Origin of the sequence: uncultured Turicibacter sp., assembly GCF_938044715.1 — a bacterium.
GTDB lineage: Bacteria > Bacillota_I > Bacilli_A > MOL361 > Turicibacteraceae > Turicibacter > Turicibacter sanguinis.
In genome coordinates, this window is the sequence record NZ_CALIOS010000001.1 from 37,834 (window position 1) to 51,004 (window position 13,171).

23 protein-coding genes are annotated in these 13,171 nt (G+C 35.3%); all 23 read right to left on the reverse strand.

The features are described from left to right. Positions 1-9 precede the first annotated feature (9 nt). Positions 10-723: a hypothetical protein gene (locus QWC74_RS00160; RefSeq protein ID WP_155223083.1), complete on the reverse strand. Its 714-nt coding sequence runs from the start codon at positions 721-723 to the stop codon at positions 10-12. Between the two features lie 10 nt (positions 724-733). Beyond that, positions 734-1,069 (reverse strand): DUF6096 family protein, encoded by a 336-nt coding sequence (locus tag QWC74_RS00165; RefSeq protein ID WP_155223082.1) that lies wholly within the window; start codon positions 1,067-1,069, stop codon positions 734-736. Positions 1,070-1,071: 2 nt separating this feature from the next. Next, positions 1,072-1,536 carry a hypothetical protein gene (locus tag QWC74_RS00170; RefSeq protein ID WP_155223081.1) on the reverse strand — a complete coding sequence of 155 codons (465 nt, stop codon included), beginning with the start codon at positions 1,534-1,536 and terminating at the stop codon, positions 1,072-1,074. 11 nt (positions 1,537-1,547) lie between these two features. Then, entirely contained in the window at positions 1,548-1,919 is a 372-nt protein-coding gene (locus QWC74_RS00175) for a hypothetical protein (RefSeq protein ID WP_155223080.1), read from the reverse strand. Positions 1,920-1,938: 19 nt separating this feature from the next. After that, entirely contained in the window at positions 1,939-2,376 is a 438-nt protein-coding gene (locus tag QWC74_RS00180) for a hypothetical protein (RefSeq protein ID WP_155232445.1), read from the reverse strand. Then, positions 2,363-2,716 carry a hypothetical protein gene (locus QWC74_RS00185; RefSeq protein ID WP_155223078.1) on the reverse strand — a complete coding sequence of 118 codons (354 nt, stop codon included), beginning with the start codon at positions 2,714-2,716 and terminating at the stop codon, positions 2,363-2,365. Before QWC74_RS00185 ends, QWC74_RS00180 begins: the two co-directional genes overlap by 14 nt. 3 nt (positions 2,717-2,719) lie before the next feature. Then, positions 2,720-3,064: a hypothetical protein gene (locus tag QWC74_RS00190; RefSeq protein ID WP_155232446.1), complete on the reverse strand. Its 345-nt coding sequence runs from the start codon at positions 3,062-3,064 to the stop codon at positions 2,720-2,722. Positions 3,065-3,070: 6 nt separating this feature from the next. Continuing rightward, positions 3,071-3,958, reverse strand: a complete 888-nt coding sequence (locus QWC74_RS00195; protein WP_155223076.1) for a capsid protein — start codon at positions 3,956-3,958, stop codon at positions 3,071-3,073. A gap of 21 nt (positions 3,959-3,979) precedes the next feature. Next, positions 3,980-4,537: a DUF4355 domain-containing protein gene (locus tag QWC74_RS00200; RefSeq protein WP_155223075.1), complete on the reverse strand. Its 558-nt coding sequence runs from the start codon at positions 4,535-4,537 to the stop codon at positions 3,980-3,982. Between the two features lie 89 nt (positions 4,538-4,626). Continuing rightward, positions 4,627-5,145: a DUF2829 domain-containing protein gene (locus QWC74_RS00205; RefSeq protein WP_155223074.1), complete on the reverse strand. Its 519-nt coding sequence runs from the start codon at positions 5,143-5,145 to the stop codon at positions 4,627-4,629. Continuing rightward, entirely contained in the window at positions 5,126-6,070 is a 945-nt protein-coding gene (locus QWC74_RS00210; RefSeq protein WP_155223073.1) for a minor capsid protein, read from the reverse strand. Before QWC74_RS00210 ends, QWC74_RS00205 begins: the two co-directional genes overlap by 20 nt. Next, positions 6,042-7,433: a phage portal protein gene (locus QWC74_RS00215; protein ID WP_155223072.1), complete on the reverse strand. Its 1,392-nt coding sequence runs from the start codon at positions 7,431-7,433 to the stop codon at positions 6,042-6,044. Before QWC74_RS00215 ends, QWC74_RS00210 begins: the two co-directional genes overlap by 29 nt. 14 nt (positions 7,434-7,447) lie before the next feature. Continuing rightward, positions 7,448-8,872, reverse strand: a complete 1,425-nt coding sequence (gene terL / locus QWC74_RS00220; RefSeq protein WP_155223071.1) for a phage terminase large subunit — start codon at positions 8,870-8,872, stop codon at positions 7,448-7,450. Positions 8,873-8,880: 8 nt separating this feature from the next. Continuing rightward, a complete protein-coding gene (locus QWC74_RS00225) occupies positions 8,881-9,279 on the reverse strand; it encodes a terminase small subunit (protein ID WP_155223070.1) in 399 nt (132 codons plus the stop codon). Positions 9,280-9,608: 329 nt separating this feature from the next. Beyond that, positions 9,609-10,025, reverse strand: a complete 417-nt coding sequence (locus tag QWC74_RS00230; protein ID WP_155223069.1) for a hypothetical protein — start codon at positions 10,023-10,025, stop codon at positions 9,609-9,611. A gap of 40 nt (positions 10,026-10,065) precedes the next feature. After that, entirely contained in the window at positions 10,066-10,953 is an 888-nt protein-coding gene (locus QWC74_RS00235; RefSeq protein ID WP_155223068.1) for a prohibitin family protein, read from the reverse strand. Positions 10,954-11,157: 204 nt separating this feature from the next. Then, positions 11,158-11,457, reverse strand: a complete 300-nt coding sequence (locus tag QWC74_RS00240; RefSeq protein WP_155223067.1) for a hypothetical protein — start codon at positions 11,455-11,457, stop codon at positions 11,158-11,160. Between the two features lie 15 nt (positions 11,458-11,472). Continuing rightward, entirely contained in the window at positions 11,473-11,655 is a 183-nt protein-coding gene (locus QWC74_RS00245) for a hypothetical protein (protein ID WP_155223066.1), read from the reverse strand. A 9-nt stretch (positions 11,656-11,664) separates the two neighbouring features. Further along, positions 11,665-11,871, reverse strand: coding sequence for a hypothetical protein (locus QWC74_RS00250; protein ID WP_155223064.1), 207 nt, complete (start codon positions 11,869-11,871; stop codon positions 11,665-11,667). A 29-nt stretch (positions 11,872-11,900) separates the two neighbouring features. Further along, positions 11,901-12,308 carry a hypothetical protein gene (locus tag QWC74_RS00255; RefSeq protein ID WP_155223063.1) on the reverse strand — a complete coding sequence of 136 codons (408 nt, stop codon included), beginning with the start codon at positions 12,306-12,308 and terminating at the stop codon, positions 11,901-11,903. 17 nt (positions 12,309-12,325) lie between these two features. Continuing rightward, entirely contained in the window at positions 12,326-12,574 is a 249-nt protein-coding gene (locus QWC74_RS00260; RefSeq protein WP_155223062.1) for a hypothetical protein, read from the reverse strand. A gap of 25 nt (positions 12,575-12,599) precedes the next feature. Further along, positions 12,600-12,944 carry a hypothetical protein gene (locus QWC74_RS00265; RefSeq protein ID WP_155223061.1) on the reverse strand — a complete coding sequence of 115 codons (345 nt, stop codon included), beginning with the start codon at positions 12,942-12,944 and terminating at the stop codon, positions 12,600-12,602. A 32-nt stretch (positions 12,945-12,976) separates the two neighbouring features. Next, on the reverse strand, positions 12,977-13,171 hold a 195-nt coding region (locus tag QWC74_RS00270), incomplete at its 5' end, for a hypothetical protein (RefSeq protein WP_288993772.1).

Below are 13,171 nucleotides of genomic sequence, written 5' to 3' on the forward strand. Positions count from 1 at the left end.
GAAGAACACCTACTCGGTGTCCTCCGTTTGATTTTTTATTTTCGCATTCATCATTTCAACCCAAGATAACATATTAGCTTCTAACTCTTGACGAGTTCGTTCTTGTCGCTGTTCTTCTCTCGAAGTTTTCATTTTTTCAATTTCATCCTCAGTAAATAAATGACCATATACCTCTTCCAGTAATGGAGGTTTATTTTTATCAGAAAGAATGCTAGATACATTCGAGGCAATCACTCTTGCTTGAATATAATCCATTTCTGCTTGTTCCTTTAATCGCTCTCTCTGATTTAAATAATAAGACTCTGCTAAACGTCTTATTTCACCTATTGTCAGATGGTAAAATTGCTCCTCTGTTAGTCCATATTGAGACATTCGTTTGAGATGATGTTGAATCACCTCTTCAAAAGAGAAAGTGGAAGTTTGATGAACTTCCTCCTCTAGTGGTGAAGCTGTTATGAGTCCAACTTTTGCTAATAAAAGGGGAATAATTTCTAACAAACTTTGAAAACTTCTCCCCTCTTCGTAACAATCATCAATAAAATCATAACCCACTCCGAGATTCGAGCCTTGAAGGGCGACTGTAAAAAACAATGCTAATTCTTGCGTTGTGGGAATTTGATTTAAAAAATAATCCATTCCCTTCCCCATCTGATTTAATGTATCTAAATCACGAATGGTTAAAGTGAGTCGATAAATCTTTTCATTTACCAATAGAACTAGCATCACTCATTTCCTACTGTTCGTCTGCAAATTCTTCTGATGGAATATAGCCTGATACTTGTAAAATTTCTGTTGTTAATTCAATTAACTCCGTTTGGGTATGTCCTTCTTCTAACCATTCATCAATTAATTGATAAATTTTATTTTCATTTACCCCTGGATGATGCATTAACATTCCGTGTGCAATAATCGTCACAATTTGAGGTAATGCAGGCAACGTATGATCTAATTCCACCTTCATTAATAAATTCAATGGGTTTCCAATTTTAGTTTCTAACATCCCGCATTGACGAGCTTTCATTCTTAATTGATATTCAGTTCCTTTAACAGTCCAAATTGCATATTTCATTTTTATTTCACTCCTTCAGTTGATTTTGTTGTTTTAGAATGGATAGTTAATGATTCTAGTACCGTCCCTTTTGCGACCGTAATTTCAGAAGCTGGAGTTAAGTTAACGGTCATCTTACGTAATCCCCCAACTTCTGAAGCAACATAAGTAACAGATACTGAAGCCGAAAAAGTAAACGTTAAACTATCTTGCTTAAATTTAATCGAAACTTCTTTTGCGGTTCCATCTTCTAACTCCGATAACGTTCCGAATTTTTCAGTTGTATAAAGACATTCAATAGCTAATGAATCCCCTAAGTCTCGAATCCCTGGAACATATACTCGAGCTTCATCGTTTAACGTTGTCGCTTCTACTTTCTCAGGTTCTCCTTTACTCAAATCAGGTAACCCTAAAATTAATTCTGATAAATCTGTTCCTCCTACCGTCACTTGTACACCTTTTACAACACTTGCCTTTGTTGCTGCCATTTTTTCATCTCCTAACTAATCATATAATCCTGCCCAATCTTTTGAACATGGGCTTTAAATTGATAACTTTTATACCAATGATGTGTTTTTCCCACCTTCGACTCTCTAATCTTAGTGAATCCCATTTGTGAGAAGTATTGCACCACACTTTCATTCATCAAAACAGCCTCAATCGTTGGGGCATATAGGTACACCTCAACGTTCACCATTTGTGTGACCGCTTCTTGATTGTATGTTCTGATACCATCTTGAAAATCCATATCGACTGTTAACAAAGGGAAATCAGATGGTTCTAGCCCACTCATAGCTTGATAAGGTAAATAGACGCTTAACCCTGTTTGTTGAGTTAGTCCTTCCTGAATTAGTTCTCTAAACTCAATCATTTCTTTCCCTCCTTACAATCTAAAATAAGTTTAAATAATAATCATTGGCGATTGGCACGTATTGCTTATACGTTTTTGTCATAAATAAACGTGGCTCCATTCCTTCTGTTGTCACCCAACGTCCGTCTGGGGTTTGATATTTCCATTTGTCTTGACGACCATTTCCATTCACCGCATGAATCCCTGTCCCGTACTCCACATACGGAGCATAATGCACAGTAGGATATAATCGTCCCACTAAATAGCTACCTTCCCACCTTAAATCAATCTTCATCTTAGAACCTAAATTCCCGCTTCTTACATAACCTGAACCCTCTTCTTTTTGCGGATAAGCGTAATCTGTTGCAGTATCTTTCATATCAGCTAATAAAGAGAGCGTGGCATTTTCAACACGCTCCTTTATTTCTTTTTGAAGGGCATCAAAATTAATATCCACCTCTACGCTAAACATCTTCATCTATCCTCGTACTAGAAAACGATAAACAAGCGTCTAAGCAATAGAAAGTCGGATAGTATAAACTTCTATCCACCCGATATAAAAGCCCCTCAAATCGAATAAAAAGTTGCTTTTTTTGGATGATAGCTAAATCATGAATCGTTTGATGATAGGCAATCGAAAATTCAGTGGTGGATTGTGATTCCATTCCATACTTCTGTTGACTTTGAGTTAGCGTTAAGGGATCAACACTTGAATGAAACTGCCCCAATGACTCGTACTCTGTTTGGATAATTCCTAACGAATTAGGTCTCGCTTTTTTTCTAATTAGGATTTCAATCTCTTCTGTATACCAATTCATCCACTACCACACCTTCGCATATCTCGGTAATGATAAAGAGTTTTGAATATACTCTTTAATCAGTGCTTCTAACTCTTTAGAGTTTAAAAAAGAGACGCTCCGACTTGATTGAGAAATCGAAGCAATCCCTTTCTCTACACTGGCTTTGGCACTCATAGAATCCCATAAATATAACGCTAAAGCCATCACTTCACAGGAAGCTTCCTTTAACACGTCATAGTTGGGATTATTCACATAAAGTTGACAGGCTCTGATAGACCTTTCAACGATTAGTTTAACCTCAAAATCCGTAGCTTTAGTTTGTTCCTTAAGGTCTTGAATGAGTTCTTCTTTTGTCACTTCCATCACCTTCTATTAACCTTGATCTTTAACAATCATTTGAATCGCATCTACTCGTTTATTTAAAATAAATACATCTTCAAATGATTCCTCAAAATAAACATATTTACCTTCTGATAAAGCACTTGGCGCCTCTAATTGAGCAAATGAATAAGACACAACCGGTAAAACAGATGAAGGATGAATTAATAACATCTTAATATCTTTAGCATCGCCTGCTGCTTCAAATCCTTCTGTAAAGGTGTATGACGTTTTCATTAAGTCCGTGGGAACCGTCACAATATTTACCTCTTCTAAACGTTCAACATCACGTACAATCGTTTTTTGAGCATTAGAGCGAACAATAGCAACTGCTTTTGTAATTAATGTCTTAGTATAGGTATCGCAGTATAAAATACGTCCTGAATATGGAACACGGGCTTCATCCATTGCATCCATCATTTCATCAAATTTATCTAAGATATTGGTTACAGTTAATTCTTCCGCTAATGGAGTAATCGCTTTTTGTTCATTTCGTAATTTGTAAATGGTTGAGAAAATATAAGCATCCATTTCAGGGAATTTCTGTTCTTCATTCATAACCTTCGTAATATTAGCAATCGATGCAACTTGATTCGTTTCATCGATATCTTTTGGATGAACTAACGTCTGCCATTTACGATGATTGTTTAATGTTTTAGTTTCCCAATCATTTTCAAAATTACGAGTAAATGATCCAATCGTATCACGGTTTCCATTCGTACGCCCTCCGACTGAAATGCTTGGGATTTTAATCGTTTTCGCATCAATAACTTTGTATTTAGATGAATTTTCTGTATTCCACAATGCTCCTGAAAACAAAGTATATGGATATGCCTGTGCTAATTCTCTTGCATATTGTTCTGCATAATTTAATGTTGCCATCTATTATTCCTTCTTTCTTTACTATTTTTTAGGTCTAACACCAGTAAAACTGAAACCGAACAATGGTGTGTCTTTTACTTCGCCGCCTCTTTCAGGTATTTGAGCAGTTCCTTTTAATTTTTCATTAACAGCTTTCGTCAACGCCGAATTAAATGTTTTTTCAACGACATCAATCGAAGCTTTACATTGATCTGCATCTGTATAATTCAAAATCTCGGCTAATTCTTTAGGTAATCCTTGTTCAGTTAACGTTTCATAAGCAGTCGCTTTAAGCTCACGAGTTGTAATTTCACGTTCACGTTCTGCTAAGGCTTCCTCACGCTTTTTTCGTTTGTAATCTTCTTGCTCTTTCGCATTCATAGAAGCCATTTTCTCTGCTTCCGTTTTTTCCGCATCTAATTTTTTCTGTTGTTCCGTTTCCCATTCACTTTTAGCTGAAGCTAATTCTTGTGCCAATCGTTTGTCATATTCCGATTTATAGGACTCATCATTTAGCAGCTCATCAAATGTTTTAACTTGTGTCTCTTGCCCATCTCCTGTTCCTGGATTTGCATTCGTATTAGTTGCATCTGCTCCCACGTTAATTCCTCCTTAGTTTTTGATTAAGCCTTTTAATGCCTTGCTCAGGGCAAAATAAAAAGCCTTAATTCACTAAGACTTTAATTAAACTATTCTGTTCTCATTCCGCATTGTTTTGTTTCTAAAACTTTAAATGAATCTTCTGTAATTAAAACGCTGTGGTATGGATGTTTTGTTTTCTTCAACTCTTCCATGAGCGATAAACATAAACGTTCAATTTCAGTTTGGGGTTGATAACCATTAAAAAGATCTCCAATACTGAGAGTATCTACCCATCTTTTCTCAAGATAAACACTTCCATAAGAATCATGCCATCTTTCTTCTTTCTCAAACACCCAATCCTCTGCTAACATATCAGCTTGACTTGCAAGCCAACCGATTTGAACACCCGAGGTTCCAACAAAAGCTATTGCATTATTACCTATTGCTTCATGGTTTGCATTAATTACTTCATTGTTAGTACTTGTATAGCTAATATTTGTTGCTAACTCTATGTATTGGTGTTTACCGTTCCAACCTTGACGTGCTACTTTCTTACCTTTTTTCAATAATTCTAACGCTTGTCCAAAGTTCATTTCATTCACTCCTTTATTTATCTTGCTCGGCATATAACCGTTCACCTTTTACATCACTCACTTCTATCAAGTAACAACGCTCATTCGGATGTGCAATCGCTAAATACGGATTTTTTTCTAAATCAGAAATTAAATAAACACGTCCTTCTAATTCCTGACATTTCTTACAGACACGAGCGTCCTTTACTGTTTTTCGCTTTTTATATTTAAATCCTAATCGCTTAGCGTGTTCACAATTTGCTTTAACTTCACACATACGTAATTCAGTTTGCACTAATCGTTTAGCATGGGAATAAGAAACATTTAATCGTTCCATCACTCTCTTTGCTGTTTGGCCATAAGATTCGCCCCGAATAAATGATTGAGTAAAGATATCTTCTAATTCGCCCTGAATCATCTTAGCCCGCTGATTAATTCGACTCTTATAATCTATTCCTGCATATCCGACATACCAAATATTCTGACTCAAAGTTTGAGCCTGAACAGGATTCTTTAATACTTCCTCAACATACGGTAAGTTTTGAGGATAATTGGCTTGAGCTTGAATGGCTAATGAAATAGGTGTGTCTTGAGCCTGTTCAAGTTTTTTCTTATACGCTGTATATTGTTTATCTAAAGCTTCCATATCCACTAAATCTTTAACAAATAATTGATCTAATGAATCGGATAAAGCCCTAGACTCCACTTTATACATTTCCTCCAAAACTAAACGGGTAGATTCCTTCAAATCCTGTAACGTTTTAAGTTCCGAAAATCTAAACTCAGGACTTTCTTTCAAGATTTTTTCTTTCCTTGACTCCCAAACTAAAATTTCACGTTCAATTTCTTTCATGGCCCATTTATAAACCGTTCTGATTCGCTTAAAAGTAAAATCTGTCTGATAAGTAAAGTTTTCTGCTAATAGGGCTTCCCGCTTCTCCCAGTATTCTTTACTCTTCAGTTTCTTCGTCTTGCTCATCTTCTACACCTTCTAACGCTTTAGCTGAATTAACGAAGTGACCTTGATCATCTAAATCAAAATCCTTAATAGAATTAAGCTTTTCTTCTTTTTCTTTTGCTAAACGTTCTAACTCTTCCTCAACAGATGGAATGAATGGTAATAAATTTTCTAATAAGGTTTCCTTGCTTAAGATAGTCGATAACTGCAACGCACGAGTAGCCAACTCATCATTATTATTAATAGTGTTTCGAGTAAATCGAATATCAACACTCTTAATAATCTCATCGGTTTTGATAGTCAGTTTACCTAACAAGGATAATGCATTACAAATTAATTCAATCCGTCTCAATAACGCCTTTCTAAAATAACTTTCTTTGGTTGCACATTTAAACTCTAATGACGATAGTTTAAACTGCATACTGACACCACTCAGGTTATTCGCAAAATTCTCGTCTGACATATTAGGGACTGAACTAAATTTATGTATATCATCAACTAACCTATTTTTATAATTTTCTAATGCTGCATCAGGCAAATCTTTAAATAAATACGCTGCTTTTCCGCTTACATCTTTAATATTCATAACTCGTGTCGTCTTTAATTTTTCATAATCCTCTTCTTCTAAGTCCATCCCTGTTACCACGAGAATAGCATTTGTGAACATCTCAAAATCATTCGCTGTATCACTCACGACTTTATCAAGTGCATCGATTAAATCAACAACCTTCTCGAAATCTGAACATAAGTCTTTATTATTTTCAACAACTACTACTGGGACATCTCCCCAAAAGTGCTCTTGTTCTTCATACACACTGTTATCATTTGTTGTAAACTTCACGACTTTATAACTATTGTAATATTCAACATAGTCCACATCTTTGTTATCTACATCTTTAATCTTCCAATGCCTGATAAAACCAATTAAATTCTCTTCCACACTGGTATCATAAATAGCAATCGCTTCTAATGGACTAATCGCTTTAAATCGTGGATTCAATTCCTTATCTAAATACATCAATTCACATGATACCCCATAAATAGAGGCATCTGTCGCTAATTGAGTATTCTCAGCTGATTCATCATTGTATTTATAGATATCATCAAATAAAGCTGTTATTTCTTGATTGTCATTAAAGGAGTAAGTAACTGGTTTCCCCATAAAATAGCCAACAATACTATTAACAATATAATCAGCATATGGATGACTAATTTTGTTGTTAGGTTTACTATCATCTGATTGTAGTCTTCCTTTAATACCGTTACGATTCTCATACATATCTTTGAGTTTTAATAAGCGAGGTAATCTCCCATTATGCTGATTAACTAATTCAACAATCTCCGTCCTAGTTAATTCTTCTTTCACTGAATGAGTCTTTAGCACTATTTACCCCCTTTCTAGATTCCAAGTCCATGACCGGAATGGAACTTAGGTTTTCTTCGAGTATTAAACTGTTCAGCAACCCCTGTTGTTGCATCAGGTGCATCATCATTTTTATTTTTACCTTCACGTTGATACTTGACCATTGCGTTGTAATACTCTGGCCATCTATCTCGCCAATTGACTGGAAAATAAATATGTTCCATCACCCACGTACTATTCGATAGAATACGTGCTTTTTTATTTTGGTTTTGATGAAACCAATCTACTTTAGTTTTATTACTGTTAAAGTCTGTTCTTAAAATACGTTCCACACTTCTCGCAAATCCACGACCACCGTTATTAGATTCGATTAATGCCCGATTAACCTGATACTCAACATACCGCTTAGCCACTTCTTTTTCAGTAATTTCCATAGCGTCTTTTGTGTAATACACATCCATCACATAAGCTTCATTATGGTATTCAGCATAGATGATATTGCACAAATAATCACTTCCCTCATCGGCCGTATCACAGTAGGCCTTAATAGAAGTAATCAGGTTTCTTCCTTCCGCATCAGTCGGTAGGTTTGAATAGGTTTTAAAACTGCTATATAAACACCCTTTTAAATCGATTGGCTCTTGCTGATAATTGGCCATCGCAATATCCTCACCCATTGCTTTTATTTTGGCTAGATAACTCTTCTTAGATAAAACTTCATCACAAAGCATGGAACCATCATGCTGCATCGCCTTCATACAAACGTGCCTGACTTTTGCTCCTTGACTTCGATAATGTTCTAATGCTCGGCCTGCTAAATCATCACTCGCCCAACGTGTCATAATAATAATGATTTTTCCACCCTCTTCAAGTCGGGATAACATTGTATTCGTAAACCAGTCCCAATGTTTTTCTTTGACACTCTCATTATAAGCCTCTTCTGCATTCTTAATTAAGTCATCAATAATCAACATAGAGGCTCCGAATCCAGTTGCTGTTCCAGTTGGGGAAGTCGCAAGATAATTATTATAACCACCTTCAAGTGACCATAAATTCATCGCTCCATCCCCACGCTTAATTGCAACACCAGGAAAAACATCACTGAAGGTTGGTTTATAAACATCTGCTTTTAGTTCGGAAATTGAATTACGGACGTTTTTAGAAAACATGGTCGATAATGTCTCGTTATAAGACCCCGTCATGATCTTCTCATTTTGATTCTTACCTAACACCCATTCAACGAATAAACCGGCTGTTCTACTTTTACCATGTCGAGGTGGTTCATTAATAATTAAGACTTCATCTTCACTCTCATAAAACTCTTGAAACTCAGTGCATAGTTCCACAAGATATTGACGATCAGTTTTATAAAAATCAGGTGCTTTTAAATGACAATAAAAAAAGAACTCCCGCCTTGCAAGTTCTATTTTTGCTCCTAATTGTACTAATCCTAAATCCATCCTCTCACCTACTCAATCCCTGCTAATTTTTTCAATTCTTTCTCAGTCAAGTTTTCGTATGGATTAAGAGTTGTCACTGTTCCATTCACTTCAACTTTTTCTAAGAATGCTCCTGAGGTTCTAGCAATTAGTTCACTTGCCTTTAAACGATCTTTCATTCTATTAGCAGGATTTCGCATGGTTTCAGTCCAAAATACTCTAACTTCTACTATATCTGCAGTTCGTTGAGCGTCGATTTCTTTTTGCTTTTCCTCAATATAAGTAACAATGTTAGGTTTTGTTAGGTTTTCACATCCTGTGATACGGGCTGTCTTTTCACTATAACCCGCTTTAATAGCAGCTTCTGTAGCATTTCCTGTCTGTAGATAATAATCAGCAAATGACTGTTGTTTAGGGGTAAGCTTCATTTCAACATCACCCTCTCAACCTAATAAATATAGCTTTTTTAGTTCTTTTTACCTCCTGCTCGCTCAATACACTCTTTTGCTACATTAGTTCTTAATGTTTCATTCCTCTTAGTTTCTCCTTTGAAATATTTGACTTGAATTAGATTAATGCATAAAGAAAAGCCATACCAACTGATATGACTTTTCTTTATGAGGTTTTTTTTATGGCTTTGTAGCAATTCAGAACATCTGTGGGTAGAAAACCACACTATCATAATACCACGGATTTTTGCTTAAAATGCACTATCTTTGCACACTCTTTGCACATTTTATGCACACTTTGTGAAATTTTATATTTTCAATAACTTTATTAACTCTTCCTCTCCAACTTTTATCTTATTCTTAATCACATTACGACTATACCCTATCTGATGCGCGATATAACTAATCCCTTTATTGTGGCAATGATAAAGTAACATAGCATTACACTCGTGAGGATGAGATTCAGAAATTATTTCTAATGCTTTTTCAACCCGTGCCACCTTTCTTTTTGCGAGTGCCAATTTCATTCTAAGTTCATCTTTCTCATTCATCCATTTCCAATAACGTTCTTCTTGTTCAAGACTAACTCCACCACTTGGTTCATATTTGGTTATCTTAATAAAGGTCAACTCTTCTAAACTTCGCAATTCAGTTGTATATATCGCCACCTCTCGCTTTGCTCTACGATATTCTAACAATATTTCTTCTACTGTCACACTCTTCACCTCATATCCCGCTTCTTGATGATTTATTACTTAAACTTTTTTACTTTAAGTCAATAATCGGTGTTGAATCCCCTTGTACTTGCGGCACATCACCGTTCCATTTATTAATTTGTTCTAACTGCAATAACTCATTTGTCAGTGATTCTGAAATTAATCGGTTCGCTTCTGCCTCAGCCTCTGCTTTAATTCTAATGGCCTCTGCTTCAGCTTCCGCTTCTAAAATTTTGGCGTCCGCATCTGCTTGTTTTTGAACTAATAACTTCTCTGCTTCGACTTCTGCTTTTTGAGCCTCTACTTTTAACGATTCTAACTCTTGTTGTTTATTAATTTTATCCTGGATTGCCTTAGCCGTTTGATCATCTAATTCAATTCTTGATAAGTTAATCGAATCAATTATAATCCCAAACTCAGCAAACTTCTCTCTTGCATATTCTAGAATTGCTGCATTTAGTTCCGTTCTCTTCTCACCATAGATATCTAACACACTAAACTTTGATGAAACGTCATTTGCATATGTTTTTAATTTACCTCGCATAAAGGTAGTCTCAATCTCTTCTCCACTTTGTCCTTTAAATTGAGTAAAGGTAGCTGGTAAATCCTCCACATTAAAATGATAAGAGTATTCTAAATCGACTTCTACTGTTTTTCCGTCCGATGTTGCAATCATGAACGAATCATCATCTTTTGAACCTTCTTTTTGGTCTTTAGATAAATTACCTTGTGTCGTTGCCACTGAGTAGCTGGTTACTTTCATAAACGGACTTTTTAAATGCAACCCTTGATTTAAGACTTCACCTTGAATTCCATTATTTAATGAATACTGAATTCCAGCATAACCAGGATCAATTCTGACTGTACAAGTAACAAATAATCCTCCCGCTACGACTAATCCTGTTAACATTGTTGTTCCAATTTTAAATTTATTCATTTTTCATCGTCTCCTATTTCTTAATGATTTATTATTTACATACTTTGTATTATATAAAACCCATTGAATCCAAATATAAATATCAGGATCCATAAAATTATAAATTGCTCCGTATCTCCTTCTGCTTCAAATGCTAACTGCATTCCTGTTATCGCAAATCCTACATTTATTAGAATTAGAATTACACCTAGAATTTTCAAAACCTCACCCCTCCACCATACCTTTTATTTTTTCTAACCTTATAATGATATCTTTTGGTGTTAAATAACCCTCAACATCTTGAACAACAGGATATCCATCATTGTCAAATTGAAGTATTGCCATTTCATACAATCCAACATCACATCCGTATGAACCGAATCCATCACACACTTCAAACTTAATGACCGAAGCTCCTTTGCCGTTAGGAAATCGATAAATATATTGAACTCCTTTTCCTATAGGATATGGTATTTTGCTAACTAAAAATTTTCGAATACATTTCTTTCTTAATCTCATTTTCATAACTATCACCTCTTTTTAAGCACCTCTGATACCTCTTGTGGTCCACCTACACCCACAATCACAACGATACCAACGTTTATGTTCATCTTCTAATGAAAATAAAATCGGAATACTGTTAACCCAGTAATTTCTCCTACCGCAATCTGGGCAAGGCATTTCACTTGGATAATACCGTTTCTTTTTTATCTTTAAGCTCATACTCTCACCTCAAATCGTTAGTTCTCCATCTTCTCTCTCACCAATGCAATGCCATTCAACATGTTGTCTAAAAATAGTAACTTTGTCTAGTTTTAAACACTTTTCCAATTCCTCTGCCATTTCATAAGCTTCACTATCTGTTGTTATAGTGTCATATGTTCGATTTTCTGCATGACCGTTCCTATATAACGTGAATAAGTAACTGTCTCTACGCATACTCTCACCTCATAGATCATTAATTTTGATTAACCTTGATATTTAATGAACAGTTCACTCATTTTCATATTATTTAACTTCGCTAAAGCCTTAGCAAAACCACATACCACAGGACCATTGAACCATGATACTCCGTGATGTAAACACAAGTATTCTAACAAATCTGAATATCTTGCATTATCATCAAGTGCTCCCTTCATTTTTTCGCCCTTAATATAAACAAATCCAAATTTACCAGCTAACCTCTTCTCAGGTTCATCACACCAACCAGTATTGATCCAAGTTCCTTTAGAATCAGGTTCTGAACATAGAACTTCATACTCTTCCTCAGTTACTTCACATACTCCGTATTTCTCACCTTTATACGTTTGACGAACATCAATTCCTAATCTTCTAAAATCGTTTGTTACATCACCTAATACTAATATTTCTTTCATATCCTCACCTCATAAAATTAGTTTTCTATAAACTGACTGCTAAATCCTAATGTTTCTTTATTGAAATCAATGATTCCGATTATATTTTTCCCATCATAGACTTCAATCCAATAATCTGCTCTCACTCCATCGGCTACATCACTAAGATAACAGCTTTCCAGTGCGAATTTAGCTCTCTCTACGTCTGTGCTGCCGACTAATACACCGTTATTAGAAGAACAAGCAACATAGACATCTACATAACCATATACACAACCTTTACTCATACTATCACCTCATAAAATTAACTTTCTATTCGTTGATAATTTGCTGAATGCGTCTTAACTGGTCCAGTGAAAGCTTTGTCTTATTATTCCATCCATCAAAACAGTTACTTTTAATTGTTTGATAGATTCTATCAGCCTCAACCTCATCTAAATAAACTTGTTTTGTTTCATATAGTTTCCAATTACCGAAGCCAATATTGTTATCCTCTCTCCACGTTTCAATATGGAATCTAGGCTCCCACACTAAATCAGATACATAAAAATATTTTCTTCCTACCTTTGTTACAATGACCTCTTTGCTTTTCTCATTTAACTTTCTACCGCCTACCCATACCGCAAACAAAATTTCTCCAACGACTGGTTTTCTCAATTTAATCACCTCTTCTTAAAATAGTTCTTCTATCAAAATAAGCTCAACTGATTCTCACTAACTTTCTTCTTACGCTTTACTGGTTTAGTCTCACCTATCACATATAGCAGTAATGAAGGAGCTAACAATCTACTTAAATGCTTATCCCCCTGTGGGAATATTAGCTTGCCTGCTTTCAACTTTTCAACTGCACATTTACCACAACGATCTAATTCATCAAAAGTGTG

Bases quoted from the DNA above. Each gene is read 5' to 3' on its own strand.
- QWC74_RS00160 (WP_155223083.1), bottom strand. From the start codon at position 723: ATGCTAGTTCTATTGGTAAATGAAAAGATTTATCGACTCACTTTAACC.
- QWC74_RS00165 (WP_155223082.1), bottom strand. From the start codon at position 1,069: ATGAAATATGCAATTTGGACTGTTAAAGGAACTGAATATCAATTAAGA.
- QWC74_RS00170 (WP_155223081.1), bottom strand. From the start codon at position 1,536: ATGGCAGCAACAAAGGCAAGTGTTGTAAAAGGTGTACAAGTGACGGTA.
- QWC74_RS00175 (WP_155223080.1), bottom strand. From the start codon at position 1,919: ATGATTGAGTTTAGAGAACTAATTCAGGAAGGACTAACTCAACAAACA.
- QWC74_RS00180 (WP_155232445.1), bottom strand. From the start codon at position 2,376: ATGAAGATGTTTAGCGTAGAGGTGGATATTAATTTTGATGCCCTTCAA.
- QWC74_RS00185 (WP_155223078.1), bottom strand. From the start codon at position 2,716: ATGAATTGGTATACAGAAGAGATTGAAATCCTAATTAGAAAAAAAGCG.
- QWC74_RS00195 (WP_155223076.1), bottom strand. From the start codon at position 3,958: ATGGCAACATTAAATTATGCAGAACAATATGCAAGAGAATTAGCACAG.
- QWC74_RS00205 (WP_155223074.1), bottom strand. From the start codon at position 5,145: ATGCCGAGCAAGATAAATAAAGGAGTGAATGAAATGAACTTTGGACAA.
- QWC74_RS00210 (WP_155223073.1), bottom strand. From the start codon at position 6,070: ATGAGCAAGACGAAGAAACTGAAGAGTAAAGAATACTGGGAGAAGCGG.
- terL (WP_155223071.1), bottom strand. From the start codon at position 8,872: ATGGATTTAGGATTAGTACAATTAGGAGCAAAAATAGAACTTGCAAGG.
- QWC74_RS00225 (WP_155223070.1), bottom strand. From the start codon at position 9,279: ATGAAGCTTACCCCTAAACAACAGTCATTTGCTGATTATTATCTACAG.
- QWC74_RS00235 (WP_155223068.1), bottom strand. From the start codon at position 10,953: ATGAATAAATTTAAAATTGGAACAACAATGTTAACAGGATTAGTCGTA.
- QWC74_RS00240 (WP_155223067.1), bottom strand. From the start codon at position 11,457: ATGAAAATGAGATTAAGAAAGAAATGTATTCGAAAATTTTTAGTTAGC.
- QWC74_RS00245 (WP_155223066.1), bottom strand. From the start codon at position 11,655: ATGAGCTTAAAGATAAAAAAGAAACGGTATTATCCAAGTGAAATGCCT.
- QWC74_RS00250 (WP_155223064.1), bottom strand. From the start codon at position 11,871: ATGCGTAGAGACAGTTACTTATTCACGTTATATAGGAACGGTCATGCA.
- QWC74_RS00255 (WP_155223063.1), bottom strand. From the start codon at position 12,308: ATGAAAGAAATATTAGTATTAGGTGATGTAACAAACGATTTTAGAAGA.
- QWC74_RS00260 (WP_155223062.1), bottom strand. From the start codon at position 12,574: ATGAGTAAAGGTTGTGTATATGGTTATGTAGATGTCTATGTTGCTTGT.